The organism is Xanthomonas citri pv. mangiferaeindicae (assembly GCA_002240395.1).
Taxonomy (GTDB): Bacteria; Pseudomonadota; Gammaproteobacteria; order Xanthomonadales; family Xanthomonadaceae; genus Luteimonas; species Luteimonas citri_A.
Map to the genome: position 1 here is coordinate 2,034,183 of CP016836.1, position 14,307 is coordinate 2,048,489.

Genomic DNA, 14,307 nt, shown 5'->3' on the forward strand with positions numbered 1-14,307 from the left:
TTCTTCGGGAAGGCTGGGGGCTTCAGCGCTTCATCGACGAGAAGAACTCGTCGTTGGACTTCGTGCTCTTCATCTTGTCGAGCAGGAACTCCATCGCGGCGATCTCGTCCATCGGATGCAGCAGCTTGCGCAGGATCCAGATCTTCTGCAGCAGCTCCGGCTCGATCAGCAGATCCTCGCGGCGGGTGCCCGACTGATTGACGTTGATCGCCGGGTAGACGCGCTTTTCGGTGATGCGGCGGTCCAGGTGCACTTCCGAGTTGCCGGTGCCCTTGAACTCTTCATAGATCACCTTGTCCATCGCGCTGCCGGTGTCGACCAGCGCGGTGGCGATGATCGTCAGCGAGCCGCCTTCCTCGACGTTGCGGGCCGCGCCGAAGAAGCGCTTGGGCCGATGCATCGCGTTGGCGTCGACGCCGCCGGTGAGCACCTTGCCCGAGCTCGGCACGACGTTGTTGTAGGCACGGGCCAGGCGGGTGATCGAGTCGAGCAGGATGACCACGTCCTTCTTGTGCTCGACCAGGCGCTTGGCGCGCTCGATCACCATTTCGGCGACCTGCACGTGGCGCGCGGCCGGCTCGTCGAACGTCGAGCTGATGACCTCGCCGCGCACGGTGCGCTGCATCTCGGTCACTTCCTCGGGCCGCTCGTCGATCAGCAGCACGATCAGATGCACGTCGGGGTGGTTGTAGGTGATGGCGCTGGCGACCTGCTGCATCATCATCGTCTTGCCGGCCTTGGGCGGCGAGACGATCAGGGCGCGCTGGCCCTTGCCCTGCGGGGCCATGAGGTCGAGGACGCGGCCGGCGATGTCCTCGCTGGAGCCGTCGCCACGCTCGAGCTTGAAGCGCTTGCGCGGGAACAGCGGGGTCAGGTTCTCGAACAGCACCTTGCCCTTGCTGGCTTCCGGCGGCTCGCCGTTGATCGTGTCCACGACCGACAGCGCGAAGTAGCGCTCGCCGTCCTTCGGCCAGCGAATGCGGCCGAGCAGGTGGTCGCCGGTGCGCAGGTTGAAGCGGCGGATCTGGCTGGGCGAGATGTAGACATCGTCCGGGCCGGCCAGGTAGCTGGCCTCGGCTGCGCGCAGGAAGCCGTAGCCGTCGGGCAGGATCTCGAGCACGCCGTCGGCGACGACGCCCTCGCCGTGGCGGGTCAGGACCTTGAGCAGCGCGAAGATCACGTCCTGCTTGCGGGCGCGGGCCACGCCCTCGATCGCGAGCTGGTCGGCGATGTCGAGCAGCTTGTGCGCCGGCATCCGCTTCAGGTCGCTCAGCGAGTACTGCGGGAAGCCCTCGGGCACGTTCGGCGGCGGCAGGCGCTGCGCGTGGTCGTTGCCGCCGTCCTGCGGCAGGCCGTCATCGCGGCCGCCGCGCTGGCGGTCGCGCCGGTTCTTGAAGCGGTCGCGGCGGTTGCCCTGGTCCTGGCGATCCTGCCGGTTGTTCTGGTAAGGCTGCTGCTGCGGGCGCGGCTCGCCGCCCTGACGCTCACCACCGTGGCGGGGTTCGCCGCCGTTGCGCGGCTCGTGGCGCTGTCCGCCGTCTTGCGGCGCGCCATCGCTGGCTGCGGCGGGCGGGGCCTTCGGCGGCTGCGGGCGCGGCGCCTCAGGAGCGGGCGATGCCGGGGGCTCGGCGGCCGGACGCGGAGGGGCCGGGGCGGCAGGGGCGTCCTGGGCGGGCAGCTGGAGTTGGGGCTGGGGGGCGTCGGATGCAGCGTCGGCGGGCTTTTTGGCCGCGCGGGGCTTGCGGACGCGCTTGACGGCAGTGTCGGCGGCCGGCGTGCCGGCGTCGTCAGGGGTGTTGTCGGACAAGAGCAGAATCCTCGCTCGGTGCGAGCGCCCGGAGGGCGGAAGGTGGAAACGGGCAGGGCCGGGAGATCACGCCCGGCAGGTGCAGTTCAGATGGGTGCGGCAGGCGAATGCCTACCGGAGTCGCGCAAACCTAGCATCGCCGCGGGGGCGTCGGCAAGCGGTTGCGGCGATGGCGATTCAGGCCGAGGCCGTTTGCGGCGGCGCTGGGGCCGCCGCGGGAGGCGTGCTCAGAGCGCCTTGTCGATCAGTTGGGCCAATTGGGCCTTGCCGACCGCGCCGATCTGGGTGCCGTGGACCTGGCCGTCCTTGAACACCAGCAGCATCGGGATCGAGCGCACGTGGTACTTCAGCGCGGTGGCCTGGTTCTGGTCGACGTCGACCTTGACCACCTTGGCGCGCCCGGCGTAGTCGCCGGCCAGTTCGTCCAGCGCCGGGGCGATCATCCGGCAGGGGCCGCACCACGGCGCCCAGAAGTCCACCAGCACCGGCACGTCGGCCTGCAGCACGGTGGCGTCGAAGTCGGAATCGGTGGCATGGATGACGCGTTCGCTCACGGGCTTCTCCGGATCAAGGAGGCGCCGGCTGCGGCAGCGGCGCCGGGATGGATGGTAAAGTGGGGGATCGTCGGCCCGAATCAAGGCGGCGCATCCGCGGGACGACCCACGCGTCCTGCATCCAGGCAGTCTGCGTCGCGGATGCCTCCCACGCAAGCACGCGGCGCCCATTGCCGGCGACGCCCGGATACAGACCTACGCATGAGCGACAAACCCCTGACCGACCTCACCTTCGCCTCCTTCGAGCTGCATCCGGCCCTGCAGGCCGGCCTGGAAGGCGCGGGCTTCACCCGCTGCACCCCGATTCAGGCGCTGACGCTGCCGCTGGCGCTCAATGGCCGTGACGTCGCCGGCCAGGCCCAGACCGGCACCGGCAAGACGCTGGCGTTCCTGGTCGCGGTGATCAATCGCCTGTTGACCCGCCCGGCCCTGGCCGACCGCAAGCCCGAGGACCCGCGCGCGCTGATCCTGGCGCCGACCCGCGAACTGGCGATCCAGATCCATAAGGACGCGGTCAAGTTCGGCAGCGAGCTGGGCCTGAAGTTCGCGCTGGTCTACGGCGGCGTCGACTACGACAAGCAGCGCCAGATCCTGCAGGAGGGCGCCGACGTCATCATCGCGACCCCCGGCCGGCTGATCGACTACGTCAAGCAGCACAAGGTCGTCAGCCTGCACGCCTGCGAGATGTGCGTGCTCGACGAGGCCGACCGGATGTTCGACCTGGGCTTCATCAAGGACATCCGTTTCCTGTTGCGTCGCATGCCGGTGCGCACCGAGCGCCAGACGCTGCTGTTCTCCGCCACTCTCAGCCACCGCGTGCTCGAACTCGCCTACGAGCACATGAACGAGCCCGAGAAGCTCGTCGTGGAAACCGAGTCGATCACCGCCGCGCGCGTGCGCCAGCGCATGTATTACCCGGCCGACGACGAGAAGCTGCCGCTGCTGATCGGCCTGCTGTCGCGCAGCGAAGGCGCGCGCACGATGGTGTTCGTCAACACCAAGGCGTTCGTCGAGCGGGTCGCGCGCGCGCTGGAGAAAGCCGGCTACCGCGTCGGCGTGCTCTCGGGCGATGTGCCGCAGAAGAAGCGCGAGTCGCTGCTCAAGAAGTTCCAGGCCGGCCAGCTGGAGTTGCTGGTGGCGACCGACGTTGCCGCCCGCGGCCTGCATATCGATGGCGTGAGCCACGTCTTCAACTACGACCTGCCGTTCGACGCCGAGGACTACGTGCACCGCATCGGGCGCACCGCGCGTCTGGGCGCCGAGGGCGATGCGATCAGCTTCGCCTGCGAGCGCTACGCGACCTCGCTGCCGGATATCGAGGCCTATATCGAGCAGAAGATCCCGTCCGAGCCGGTCACCCAGGAGTTGCTGACGCCGCTGCCGCGCAAGCCGCGCGAAGGCGTCGAGGTCGATGCCGCCGAGGGCGAGAGCGTCGGTGAGATCTTCCGCGAGGTCCGCGAGGCGCGTGCTGCCGAGGACGCCAAGCGTGGTGGCGGTCGTGGTGGTCCGGGGGGGCGCGCGGCGCGCCGGGTTCGCGGGGTCCGCGTGCGGGCGGTGGCGAAGGTCGTGGCGAGCGCGGTCCGCGCAAGCCCCGCGCCCCGCGGCCGGACGCGACGACGGTCGATGCATCCGCCGCGCCGGCCAAGCCGGTCATTGACGCCGCCGGCGCCGTCGCCCAGGCGATGCCGGACGAGTCGCGTCCGCCGCGCAAGCGTCGCCGCCGTCGTGGCGGCAAGAAGGTCGAGGGTGCGGACGCCACGGCGCTGCAGACCGGCGAGACGAAGTCGACCGAGTCCAAGCCGCGCGGCAATGGCGGCAACGACGGCAAGGGTCCGCGCGAAGTGCGTCCGACCCAGCGCCTGGCGCCGACCGCGGCGGCCGAGAAGGCGCCGTCGCTGCTCAGCCGCATCGGCCGTGGGCTGCGTCGTCTGGTGTCGGGTGGCGATTCGCGCTGATCCGGCGCGAGGTCGTAGGTCCAAGAAGCCCCGCTCAAGCGGGGCTTCTTCATTCCGTGGATTCCGGACCAGACGCAGAATCTTTGGCTTGCGTCCCCGCGTGAGGGAGGCTTGTGCGCCGGTGTCGGTCAGCGTTGCGAGCCCTCCCCCGCGCGCGGGGGGTGGCCCAGGTGCGCGGACCGCTGTATGCGCAAGCCCTCCCCGCGCGCGGGGGAGGGTTGGGTGGGGGAGATGGTTCCGATGACGACAACGCGGTCCGAGCGACTCGACGGTGGAATCGCCGCCATCCCAACCTTCCCCCGTCAACGGGGGAAGGGGCCTTGCGTCGCGCCGATCCGGTGACAGCGCCCTGCACGCGTTCCCTGCAATAATCCTGCGCATGAGCGTTCTGCGATTCGACAACGTGAGCAAGCAGTACGCCGGCGGCCATGTGGCGCTGTCGGATGTCAATTTTGCCGTGTCGGCGGGCGAACTGTTGTTCGTCACCGGCCACTCGGGCGCGGGCAAGAGCACGCTGCTCAAGCTGATCCACCTGGCCGAGCGGCCCAGCCGCGGCGCGGTGGTGTTCGCCGAGCGCAACCTGCTGAAGGTGCGCGGGCGCGGCGTGGCGCTGCATCGCCGCGATGTGGGCGTGGTGTTCCAGGACCATCGGCTGCTGTCGGACCGCAGCGTGTTCGACAACATCGCGCTGCCGCTGATCCTGCGCGGCCAGCGCCGCGGCGAGATCGGCAAGCGGGTGCGCAGTGCGCTCGAGCGGCTGGGCCTGGGCAACCGCGAGCGCGCGCTGCCCACGCAGCTGTCGGCCGGCGAGCAGCAGCGGGTCGGGATCGCGCGCGCGATCGTCGGCGAGCCGCGGCTGCTGGTCGCCGACGAACCCACCGGCAACCTCGACCCGACGTTGTCGGCCGAGATCATGGCGCTGTTCGCCGAGTTGCCCGAGCGCGGCACCAGCGTGCTGATCGCCAGCCACGACCTGGGCCTGGTCAAGCGCATGAAGAAACGCACGCTCGTGCTCGACCACGGCACCCTGGTCGACGACATTGCGCCGGAGGATCTCGCCGATGCCTGAGGCGCCTCGCAACCAGCCGGCCCGCACCGGCGCGTCCCCGGTCGGCACCTGGGTCGACCACCATGTCTACAGCTTCGTCGCCAGCCTGGGGCGCGTGTTCCGCAGGCCCTGGTCGACCGCGCTGACTATCGGCGTGATGGCCGTCGCGCTGGCCCTGCCGCTCGGCCTGTGGCTGGTGCTCGACAACGTCGGCCGGCTCGGCGGCAGCATCGACGCCTCGCGCGAGATCAGCGTGTTCCTGCAGCGCGATGTCGATGCCGAGCGCGCTGCCGCGCTGGCCGGCGAGTTGCGCGCGCGTGGTGATGTCGGCAGCGTGGTCCACCGCACGCCCGACGAGGGCCTGGCGGAACTGCGAGAGCGCGGCGAGTTCGGTCCGGCGATCGACGTCCTCGATGAGAACCCCTTGCCGCACGTGCTGATCCTGACCCCGTCGGGCGACGAGATGCTGCTGGCCGATGCGCTGCGCCAACTGCCCGAGGCCGAACTGGTGCAGCACGACGCGCAGTGGCGGCAGCGGCTCGACGGCTGGCTGCGCCTGGGCGGGCGCGTGGTCTGGGTCCTGGCCGCGCTGCTGGGGCTGGGCGCGTTGCTGGTCGTGGGCAACACCGTGCGGTTGGACATCCAGTCGCGGCGCGAAGAACTGGGCGTGCTGCAGCTGCTGGGCGCGACCGACGGCTTCATCCGGCGGCCGTTCCTCTATCTTGGCGCCTGGTACGGGCTGGCCTCGGGCGCGGTCGCGCTGGTGCTGCTGGGCGCGGCGGCGGCCGCGTTGCGCGCGCCGCTGGCCGAAGTCGCGGCCAGCTACGGCGCCACGTTCGCGCTGCGTGGCTTCGGGCCGCTCGGCGTGTTGGCGGTGCTGGGCGGCTCGACCGCACTCGGCTGGCTGGGTGGGGGGATCGTCACCGGCCACTTCCTGCGCCAGACGCGTCCCGACCATGCCTGATTCGCACACGACGACGCCCGCGGCCGAGACCGCCTCCCGGATCAAACTCGAGCCCTCGTGGAAGGCGCGCGTGGGCGACTGGCTGCTCCGCGACGACATGCAGGCGCTGTCGGCGTTCCTGCGCACACGCCGCGCCGAGGGCGCGCGGATCCACCCGCCGGGTCCGGACATCTTCGCCGCGTTCGACGCGACTCCGTTCGACGCGGTCAAAGTCGTCATCCTCGGGCAGGACCCCTATCACGGGCCCGGCCAGGCGCATGGTCTGTCGTTTTCGGTACGGCCCGACGTGCGCATCCCGCCGTCGCTGGACAACATGTTCAAGGAGATCACCCGCGACCTCGGCCTGCCGAGACCCGATCACGGCTGGTTGGTGCCTTGGGCGCGCCAGGGTGTGCTGCTGCTCAATGCGGTGTTGACGGTCGAGGAAGGCCGGGCCGGCTCGCACCAGGGCAAGGGCTGGGAGGGGTTCACCGACCACGTCGTCGACACCCTCAACCGCGAGCGCGAAGGCTTGGTGTTCCTGCTATGGGGCAGCTATGCGCAGGCCAAGGGCAAGCTGGTCGACACGCGTCGCCACCGGGTACTGCGCAGCACCCATCCCTCACCACTGTCGGCGCATCGCGGGTTCCTGGGCTGCGGCCATTTCTCCGCCACCAACGACTATCTGCAGCGCCGAGGCGAGCGGCCGATCGACTGGTCGCTGCCACCGCGCGCTTCGCTCGCATAAAAAAAACCCGGCAGCGCGAGCTGCCGGGTCGGCCCGGGCGAGGGAGGGAGCGCCCGGGTGTTCGATGGCATGCGGGCCGTGGCCCGCATGCGGTCAACGCTTGGCGGTAGGCTTGCCCGCGGCCGCCTTGGCGACGGTCTCGGCCTGCGCACGGACGTCGGCGGTGGCCGATTCGAGCTGCGACTTGGCGAGTTCGGCGATCGCCTCGTTGGTCTTCACGGTGCGGCCGATGACTTCCTGGCCCGCGCTGACCAGACGCTCGACGTTCTCACGGGCAATCTGCGCGCCCTTGGGCCACAGCGCCTTGATACCGTCGAGGTCGCGGACCTCGATCGCTTCGTTGACGAATGCGAACGTGGCGTTGGCGTTCTCGCCGAGCGTGGTGAAGTGGACGCCAAAGACCTTCTCGACATTCTCGAGGGTCAGGCGGTTGATCTGGGCTGCGGCATCGGCGAACTGGCGCGACGCGGCGGTGAACTGCTCGTTGAACTGGTAGGACATGGCGGTTACCTGCGTGGGCCGGCGGCTGCCGGGTTTGTGCAATGCAGCATAGCGCGTCTATGTTGCATTGCAACATCGAGCCGACGAACGGTCGCTGTGTATTCAGTTTCGTAGGCGGATCAACGGCTTGGGCGCGCTGCCAAGGCGGGTCGCGGGTCTACGGGGCTTGGCTCGGGCGGGTCCGCCGTGATCGGCTGGCGACCAAGCGGATGCCGCTCAGGGACCGGTGTAGCGACAGCCCGAGGTGCAGGTCTCGCGGATCACGATCGCGCTCAACGCCGGCAGGGTCGGCTTGAGCCGTTCCCAGATCCAGATCGCCAGGCGCTCGCTGGTTGGGTTCTCGAGCCCGGGGATGTCGTTGAGGTAGTGATGGTCGAGCTGGGCGTAGAGCGGCGCGAACGCGGCCTTGAGATCGCCGAAGTCCATGATCCACCCCGAGTGCTCGCCCGGCTCGCCCGAGACGTGGATCTCGATCTGGAACGAGTGGCCGTGCAGCCGCGCGCATTTGTGCCCGGGTGGCACGTTGGGCAGGCGATGCGCCGCCTCGACGGAGAAGACCTTGAAGATATCCATGACGGCATTGTCGAGGGTGGCTGGCGGCGCGGCAATCGCGGCGTGGCGGGCAGGTCGCATAGCGTCCGTGGACACGCGACGCAGCGTTGGCCGCGCATAGAATGCGGGCATGCATCGTCGCGCGCGCTTCCGCTGGGCCTGGTGGCTGCTGGCCTATGCCAGCCTGGGCCTCGGCATCCTGGGCATCTTCGTGCCGGGCCTGCCGACCACGGTGTTCATCCTGATCGCGGCCTGGGCCGCTTCGCGCGGGTCCGAGCGCCTGCATCGCTGGCTGCTTGCGCACCCGCGTTTTGGGCCATCGATCCGCGACTGGCAGGCCCATCGCGCCGTCAGCCGCCGCGCGAAGTGGCTGGCGACGGTGACGATGCTGGCCTCGTCGGTGATCCTGGTCGCGCTCGTGTGGTGGATCCCGGCCCATCGCTGGTGGATGACCGCGCTGCCGATCGGCTGTATGGCGGTCGTCGGCACCTGGCTGTGGCTGCGCCCCGAACCTCCGGCGGCATGACGCGCAGGCGTGCGCTGCGGCAGTGCGCTTAGGGCGCGCCGGTCTCGGCCTTGTAGCGGTCCAGGAACCCGTCGAGAGGCGAGTAGAGCAGGTCGCCGGCCAGCCGCCGCGGTGGCTCGTAGGAGAAATCGAACGAGAACCGGCCGCTCGGCTCGATCGTCAACAGCACGCTCGACCACGCGCCGCGCTCCTCGCGCATGGTCTCGCGCAGCGCCACCAGCGCGTCCTTGGCGGCGCGCGAGAGGCGGAAGTCCACGTCTTCGAGTGGCTGCGCAGGGGCGGCCGCGATCGCGGAGGTCTGCGAGCTGATCCTGCGGCCGCCTTCGGTGTCGATCTCCGCATGCAGGCCGATGCGCTTCCACTCGCGCGCGCCCCATTCGCCTTCCATCACATCGGTGACGCAGGCGGCGACTTCGCGCACGACCCGTTCCTGGGCTTGCTGGATGGCGATGGCGTCGAGCATGGGATTCCGGGCGAGACTCAGGGATCAGTGGATGTTATCGAAATCGAACTCCACCCACTTCCCGCCTTCCTGTCGATAAGCAGCGACGAAGCCGTCAGGCCGCGATGTCGTGTTGCCGGCGTCGTAGTAGGGCTCGACCCGGATCTGCACATCCAGCTCCGGATTCTCCTGCTTGAGTGCGCGGATCTGGCCCTCGAACTGGTGGCCGTAGGCCCCGGTGTTGAGGTTCTTGGTGCCGTCGGGCAACGGTTTGCCGTTGCCGGGCACGACGTTGAGGCGATTGGTCGGGCCGGCGAACGAATCGGCGATCAGGTGGAAGCCCACGTCGGTGGGATAGCCCTCGTGTCCGATCTGCCGCTGCAGGCCGGGATCGTTGCGGCCGGCGGGCTCGAGCGACACGCTGCCTTCGGCCTTGACCACGCGGCCGGCCTCGTCGGTGCTCCAGCGGTAGTCGCCGAACTCATACACCGTGTCGGGGCGCGCGGCATTCGCGGCGACATTGAAGTCGTCCATCGTGTCGAACCGCAGCAGGGGCCGCCCGCCGACGGTGCGGCCGGTGTCGGCGCGGGCAAGCACATCGGCGAGGTCCGCCGTCTCGCTGCCGCGCGCAGCAGCGCGTCCGCCTTCCCCCAGGCCCTGTGCGTGCTCGGCCACGCGCGCGGCATCGGCGACGTCGCCGGCCGCGTCGGCCGCCCAGGCGCCCTTGGCCGCCTTGTCGACGCCCTTGGTGCCGGCGACGGTGAGTACCAGTTCGGCGGCGCCGCGGCCGATCGCCTCGCCGTAGCGTCCGGCCTGCCAGTCGTCGACGATCGGGTCGACGACCGCATCGACCAACAGGCCCGGATTGCGCGCGATCGTGGAGACCAGGTCGGCCGCAGCTTCCATGCGCTCGCCGCCGCGTTCGGCCGAGGGCAGCCAGTCGGGAACATCGAGCGTGTCGCCGGTCGCCTGCGTGTAGAGCGCCGACGCGCCGTCGGCCAACCAGCCTGCCGGGCCGAGGTCATAGCCGGTCTTCAAGGCGTTCGCGCCCAGTGTGGCGACGCCCTCGCCGGTTTCCCAGAGCACCTCGCCGGCGCCCTTGAACACGCCGCCCACCTGCGAGGCGGCGTTGCCCAGCCCTTCGAGAATGCCCATCGTGCGGTCCTGTGGCGCGTGACTCCCGCAGTCTGGGCGGCGGCGCTGGGGCGGACAATCTGGGGCCGACCCTAATGCGTCCATGAACGTGCGCATCCTGGGGGCCGGCGGCCGCGCGTTCGGGCGGACCGCCGGGCGTGGCGCCTGTACACTTCGCCGATGAGCAACCGTCTTCCGATCGTGCTGACCGCCCTGCTGCTGGCCGCTTGCGGCAACAAGGCCGACCTGCTGATGCCCTCCCAGGTGCCGCCGGAAGATGCCGGCCGCTTCCTGATCAAGTCCTCGGTGCCGACGCGCGCGCAGCGCGACGCCGACACCGACGCGGTACAGGATGACGCGGGCGACGCCGATCCGGCGCAGGACCGCCCCGCGCCCGCGGTGCCGGTGATCCTCGACGTGCCGCCCGCGACCGGGACGCCGTGACCGGGCGCGGCCCCGTCGAGTCGAGGGACCGGTGCCGATGATGTCTGCGTCTTCCCTGCCGCTGCGCTTTTCGAAGATGCATGGCGCCGGCAACGATTTCGTCGTGCTCGACCTGCGCGACGGCACGCCGCCGCCGGATGCCGAACAATGCCGTGCGCTTGCCGATCGGCACGTCGGCGTCGGCTGCGACCAGATCCTGACCATCGAGGCGCCGCAGGCGGCCGAGGCTGTGGCCCGCTATCGCATCTGGAATGCCGATGGCTCGTCGTCGCAGCAGTGCGGCAACGGCGCGCGCTGCGTGGCCGCCTGGCTGGTGCGCGACGGTGCGGCAGGGGCCAGCGGCTTCGTGCTTGAAAGTCCCGCGGGCCTGCATGCAGTCGATCGCGATGGCGCGCACTTCCGGATCGCGATGGGCGTGCCGGCGTTTGCGCCGGCCGACGTACCGCTGGCCGGCTTTGATGCCGTGCCGTTGTACACGGGTGTGCTCGACGACGGTACGTCGGTCGCCTTCGGGGCGGTATCGATGGGCAATCCGCATGCGGTGATCGAGGTCGACGACCTGCAGGCTGCACCCGTGGCGCGCATCGGTGCGGCCCTGCAAGCCTCGCGCTGGTTTCCCGAGTCGGTCAACGTCGGTTTTGCGCAGGTGTTGGCCTCGGACCGGATCGCGCTGCGCGTGTTCGAACGTGGGGTCGGCGAAACCCTTGCCTGCGGCAGTGGCGCCTGCGCGGCGGTCGCGGTCCTGGCTCGTCGCGGTCGCATTGCGCGCTGCGCCGACGTATCGTTGCCCGGCGGCACGCTGCGCATCGCATGGCCCGAGGATGCGGCCACGCTGACGATGGCCGGCCCGGCCGCATTCGTTTTTGAAGGGGAGTGGAGCGCATGAGCGAGACCACCGAGACACTCGGCGCGCACGAAGTGGCCGCCTGGCTGCGTCGGCAGCCCAAGTTCCTGCAGCAGTTTCCGGACCTGGCACTGACGCTGGTCGTCCCGCGCGACGACGGCCCGGCTGCGTCGTTGGCCAGCTACCAACTGGAAGTGTTACGCGACAAGAATCGCGAACTGTCCAAGCGCCTGCGCGAGCTGTATGCGATCTCGCAGGAGAACGAACGCCTGGCGGTGCGCACCCACCAGCTGACCCTGGCGCTGATGCGTCAGCCCGACGCCGCCTCGACGGTGCGCGCGCTGGCGGCGACGCTGGCCGAGGATTTCAACGGCGATCTGGTCCGCCTTGTGCTGTTCGCGCCGGTCGCCGGGCTCGACGAGGACTGGCTGCAGATCGTCGCGCGCGACGACCGCCGCCTGCAGCCTTTCGTCGACTGCCTCAAGGACGAGACGCCGCTGTGCGGCCGTCTGCACCCCGACAAGCAGTCGCTGCTGTACGGCCCGCGCGTGGACGAGGTGCATTCGAGCGCGCTGCTGCCGATCGAAGGCGTCGGCCTGATTGCCGTGGGCAGCCGCGACCCCAATCGCTTCTATCCGGGCATGGGCACGTTGTTCCTGCACATGATGGGCGAGGCGTTCGCGGCGGCGATGAAGCGCTACGCCGCCTGAGCGTGGCGATGTCGGCCGACGTCGAGGCGTTCCTGGCGCACCTGCAGGTCGAGCGGCGCATGTCGGCGCACACGCTCGACGCCTATCGCCGCGATCTCACCGCGCTGGCCGCGTGGGCCGAGGACAGCGGGCGCGCTGACCTGCGCGGCTTGCAGCCCGACGACATCCGCGCCTTCGTCGCCGCCGGCCACCGCGGCGGCCTGTCGGCCAAGAGCCTGCAGCGGCGACTGTCGGCCTGTCGCAGCTTCTATCGTTGGCTGCTGCGGCATGGCCACGTTGTCGCCAATCCTGCGGCCGGCGTGCGCGGCCCCAAGGCGCCACGCAAGCTGCCGCAGGTGCTCGATGTCGACGAGGCGACGCAACTGGTCGAGGTGTCGACCGATGCGCCCCTGGGCTTACGCGACCGCGCGCTGCTCGAGTTGTTCTATTCGTCTGGTCTGCGCCTGGCCGAACTGGTCGCGCTGCGCTGGCGCGACCTCGATCTCGACAGCGGGCTGGTGACGGTGCTGGGCAAGGGCAGCCGCCAACGCAGCGTGCCAGTCGGCTCGCATGCGGTCGCGGCCCTGCGCGCATGGTGCGCCGATAGTGCCTCGGGTGCTGATGCACCGGTGTTCCCCGGTCGCGGCGGCGGTCCGATCACCGCGCGCGCGGTGCAGATGCGGCTGCGGCTGCTCGCCCAGCGCCAGGGCCTGTTCAAGCGCGTGCACCCGCACCTGCTGCGGCATTCGTTCGCCAGCCACGTCCTCGAATCCTCGGGCGACCTGCGCGGCGTGCAGGAACTGCTCGGCCACGCCGACATCGCCACGACCCAGATCTACACCCACCTCGACTTCCAGCATTTGGCCAAGGTCTACGACGCCGCGCATCCGCGCGCGCGGCGCAAGCGCTGACGGCAAACTCCCCATACATTCACTCAAGGACGAGTCCCCGCCGATGACGACATCCATCTCCCGATCACAGGGCCGCTGGGCGATGGCGCTGTTGACGATGATGCTCTGGGGCACGGCCTCCGCGCAGATGGCGGAGGGCTTCAGTGCGCTGCGCGACAACCGTCCCTGGGCGGCCCTGCATGCCTTGCAGGCGCCTGGCGTGCAGGCCCAGGTCGCCGCGCAGGTGGCCGTGTTCGTCGGCGATGATCGGCCCGGCTGCGCGATCCTGTCCGGTCGGCCGCCTGAGCAGGCCAATGGGGCCGAGTATCACGACGCGCTTTCGACCATTGCCGAGGCCGCAAGCGACGCGCGCGTGGTGATGCTCAACGAGTACCATGCCAGCCGAGTGCCTCGTTTGTTCCTGTCGGAGCTGATCGAGCGACTCGATGTGATGGGGTTCGATGCATTGGCCGCTGAGACGTTCTATGCCGGCGTGGCAGGCACGATGCACGACGGCGTCCCGAAGACCAGTACGGGCCATTACACCGCCGATCCCGCATTTGCCGCGGCGGTGCGTGTCGCGGCGCGCGCGGGTTGGGACTTCGTCGCGTATGAGTCGATGGGCGGCGGGCGCGAGGCTCGCGAGCGCGGCCAGGCGGCTGCGCTGGCCGACTGGCTGACCCGCCACCCCAAGCGGCGTCTCCTGGTCTATGCCGGCGGCTCGCATATTTCCGAGGACCCCGAGGCCGGCTGGATGGCTGCGCGCTTGACCGCGCTGACCGGGATCGACCCGCTAACAGTCGCGCAGACGGCAGCCTGTGCGCAGACTGCCGATGCTTGGCAGTTCGATGCGCCGAGAGCCGTCGTGGCCTGGCGGGAGGGATATGTGGTCTCGCAACCGCATGTGGATTTTCTGGTGCTCCATCCGCCGCAGGCGGTCGCATCCGCACACGCACGGCGCGGGGTGCCGGTTCCGGTGTGCCTGGCGCCGTGGACAGACGCATCGTTGCTACGCGCGTTCGCCCTCGGAGATCCCGCCGATGCGATCGCGATCGATCAGGCCGTGGTACCTGCCGATGCGCGGCAGGGCGACTTGCGCTTGCCGCCGGGGCGCTATCGGCTTGCCCGGGAAGACCTGCGGGCCCTGCATCCGCTCGGGGACTTGGAGGTCCTTGCGGGCGAATCGGGCGCGGGTGCGTGCCGCCATCCGGACAGTACGGGCTGAGTGCA

At 70.0% G+C, this 14,307-nt stretch carries 15 protein-coding genes and 1 pseudogene; 10 read left to right on the forward strand and 6 right to left on the reverse strand.

The window, feature by feature from the left end; translation table 11 throughout:
* Positions 1–22: 22 nt before the first annotated feature.
* Together BEN78_08710 and BEN78_08715 are read right to left on the reverse strand one after the other, a co-directional pair.
* A complete protein-coding gene (locus BEN78_08710; protein ASR43443.1) occupies positions 23–1,807 on the reverse strand; it encodes a transcription termination factor Rho in 1,785 nt (594 codons plus the stop codon).
* Between the two features lie 227 nt (positions 1,808–2,034).
* On the reverse strand, positions 2,035–2,361 hold the full coding sequence (locus BEN78_08715; GenBank protein ID ASR43444.1) for a thioredoxin: 327 nt from the start codon (positions 2,359–2,361) through the stop codon (positions 2,035–2,037).
* A 201-nt stretch (positions 2,362–2,562) separates the two neighbouring features.
* Here BEN78_08715 and BEN78_08720 point away from each other — a divergent pair.
* From BEN78_08720 to BEN78_08735, 4 genes and pseudogenes are all read left to right on the forward strand, one after another.
* Positions 2,563–4,316 (forward strand): annotated as a pseudogene (locus BEN78_08720) (ATP-dependent RNA helicase RhlB).
* 379 nt (positions 4,317–4,695) lie between these two features.
* A complete protein-coding gene (locus tag BEN78_08725; GenBank protein ASR43445.1) occupies positions 4,696–5,385 on the forward strand; it encodes a cell division ATP-binding protein FtsE in 690 nt (229 codons plus the stop codon).
* On the forward strand, positions 5,378–6,328 hold the full coding sequence (locus BEN78_08730; GenBank protein ASR43446.1) for a cell division protein FtsX: 951 nt from the start codon (positions 5,378–5,380) through the stop codon (positions 6,326–6,328). Before BEN78_08725 ends, BEN78_08730 begins: the two co-directional genes overlap by 8 nt.
* Positions 6,321–7,055, forward strand: coding sequence for a uracil-DNA glycosylase (locus tag BEN78_08735; protein ID ASR43447.1), 735 nt, complete (start codon positions 6,321–6,323; stop codon positions 7,053–7,055). The genes BEN78_08730 and BEN78_08735 overlap by 8 nt, the downstream gene beginning before the upstream one ends.
* A gap of 93 nt (positions 7,056–7,148) precedes the next feature.
* Here the strand turns inward: BEN78_08735 and BEN78_08740 are convergent, their stop codons facing one another.
* Positions 7,149–7,556: a phasin-family protein gene (locus BEN78_08740; GenBank protein ASR43448.1), complete on the reverse strand. Its 408-nt coding sequence runs from the start codon at positions 7,554–7,556 to the stop codon at positions 7,149–7,151.
* Positions 7,557–7,772: 216 nt separating this feature from the next.
* On the reverse strand, positions 7,773–8,129 hold the full coding sequence (locus BEN78_08745) for a 6-carboxytetrahydropterin synthase QueD (GenBank protein ID ASR45030.1): 357 nt from the start codon (positions 8,127–8,129) through the stop codon (positions 7,773–7,775).
* 109 nt (positions 8,130–8,238) lie between these two features.
* On the opposite strand from BEN78_08745, the gene BEN78_08750 reads away from it, so the two are divergent.
* A complete protein-coding gene (locus BEN78_08750) occupies positions 8,239–8,634 on the forward strand; it encodes a hypothetical protein (GenBank protein ASR43449.1) in 396 nt (131 codons plus the stop codon).
* Positions 8,635–8,662: 28 nt separating this feature from the next.
* Here BEN78_08750 and BEN78_08755 read toward each other — a convergent pair whose 3' ends face one another.
* Together BEN78_08755 and BEN78_08760 are read right to left on the reverse strand one after the other, a co-directional pair.
* The gene (locus BEN78_08755) at positions 8,663–9,097 is read right to left on the reverse strand and encodes a hypothetical protein (protein ID ASR43450.1); all 435 of its coding nucleotides are present in this window, start codon (positions 9,095–9,097) and stop codon (positions 8,663–8,665) included.
* Between the two features lie 24 nt (positions 9,098–9,121).
* On the reverse strand, positions 9,122–10,231 hold the full coding sequence (locus BEN78_08760; GenBank protein ASR43451.1) for a hypothetical protein: 1,110 nt from the start codon (positions 10,229–10,231) through the stop codon (positions 9,122–9,124).
* 159 nt (positions 10,232–10,390) lie between these two features.
* On the opposite strand from BEN78_08760, the gene BEN78_08765 reads away from it, so the two are divergent.
* The 5 genes from BEN78_08765 (at position 10,391) to BEN78_08785 (ending at position 14,302) form a co-directional block, all read left to right on the forward strand.
* Positions 10,391–10,654, forward strand: coding sequence for a hypothetical protein (locus BEN78_08765; protein ASR43452.1), 264 nt, complete (start codon positions 10,391–10,393; stop codon positions 10,652–10,654).
* Positions 10,655–10,694: 40 nt separating this feature from the next.
* Entirely contained in the window at positions 10,695–11,540 is an 846-nt protein-coding gene (locus tag BEN78_08770) for a diaminopimelate epimerase (protein ID ASR45031.1), read from the forward strand.
* Positions 11,537–12,208, forward strand: coding sequence for a hypothetical protein (locus tag BEN78_08775; GenBank protein ID ASR43453.1), 672 nt, complete (start codon positions 11,537–11,539; stop codon positions 12,206–12,208). The genes BEN78_08770 and BEN78_08775 overlap by 4 nt, the downstream gene beginning before the upstream one ends.
* Before the next feature lie 8 nt (positions 12,209–12,216).
* Positions 12,217–13,098 (forward strand): tyrosine recombinase XerC, encoded by an 882-nt coding sequence (locus tag BEN78_08780; GenBank protein ASR45032.1) that lies wholly within the window; start codon positions 12,217–12,219, stop codon positions 13,096–13,098.
* A gap of 82 nt (positions 13,099–13,180) precedes the next feature.
* Positions 13,181–14,302 (forward strand): hypothetical protein, encoded by a 1,122-nt coding sequence (locus tag BEN78_08785; protein ASR43454.1) that lies wholly within the window; start codon positions 13,181–13,183, stop codon positions 14,300–14,302.
* Positions 14,303–14,307 lie beyond the last annotated feature (5 nt).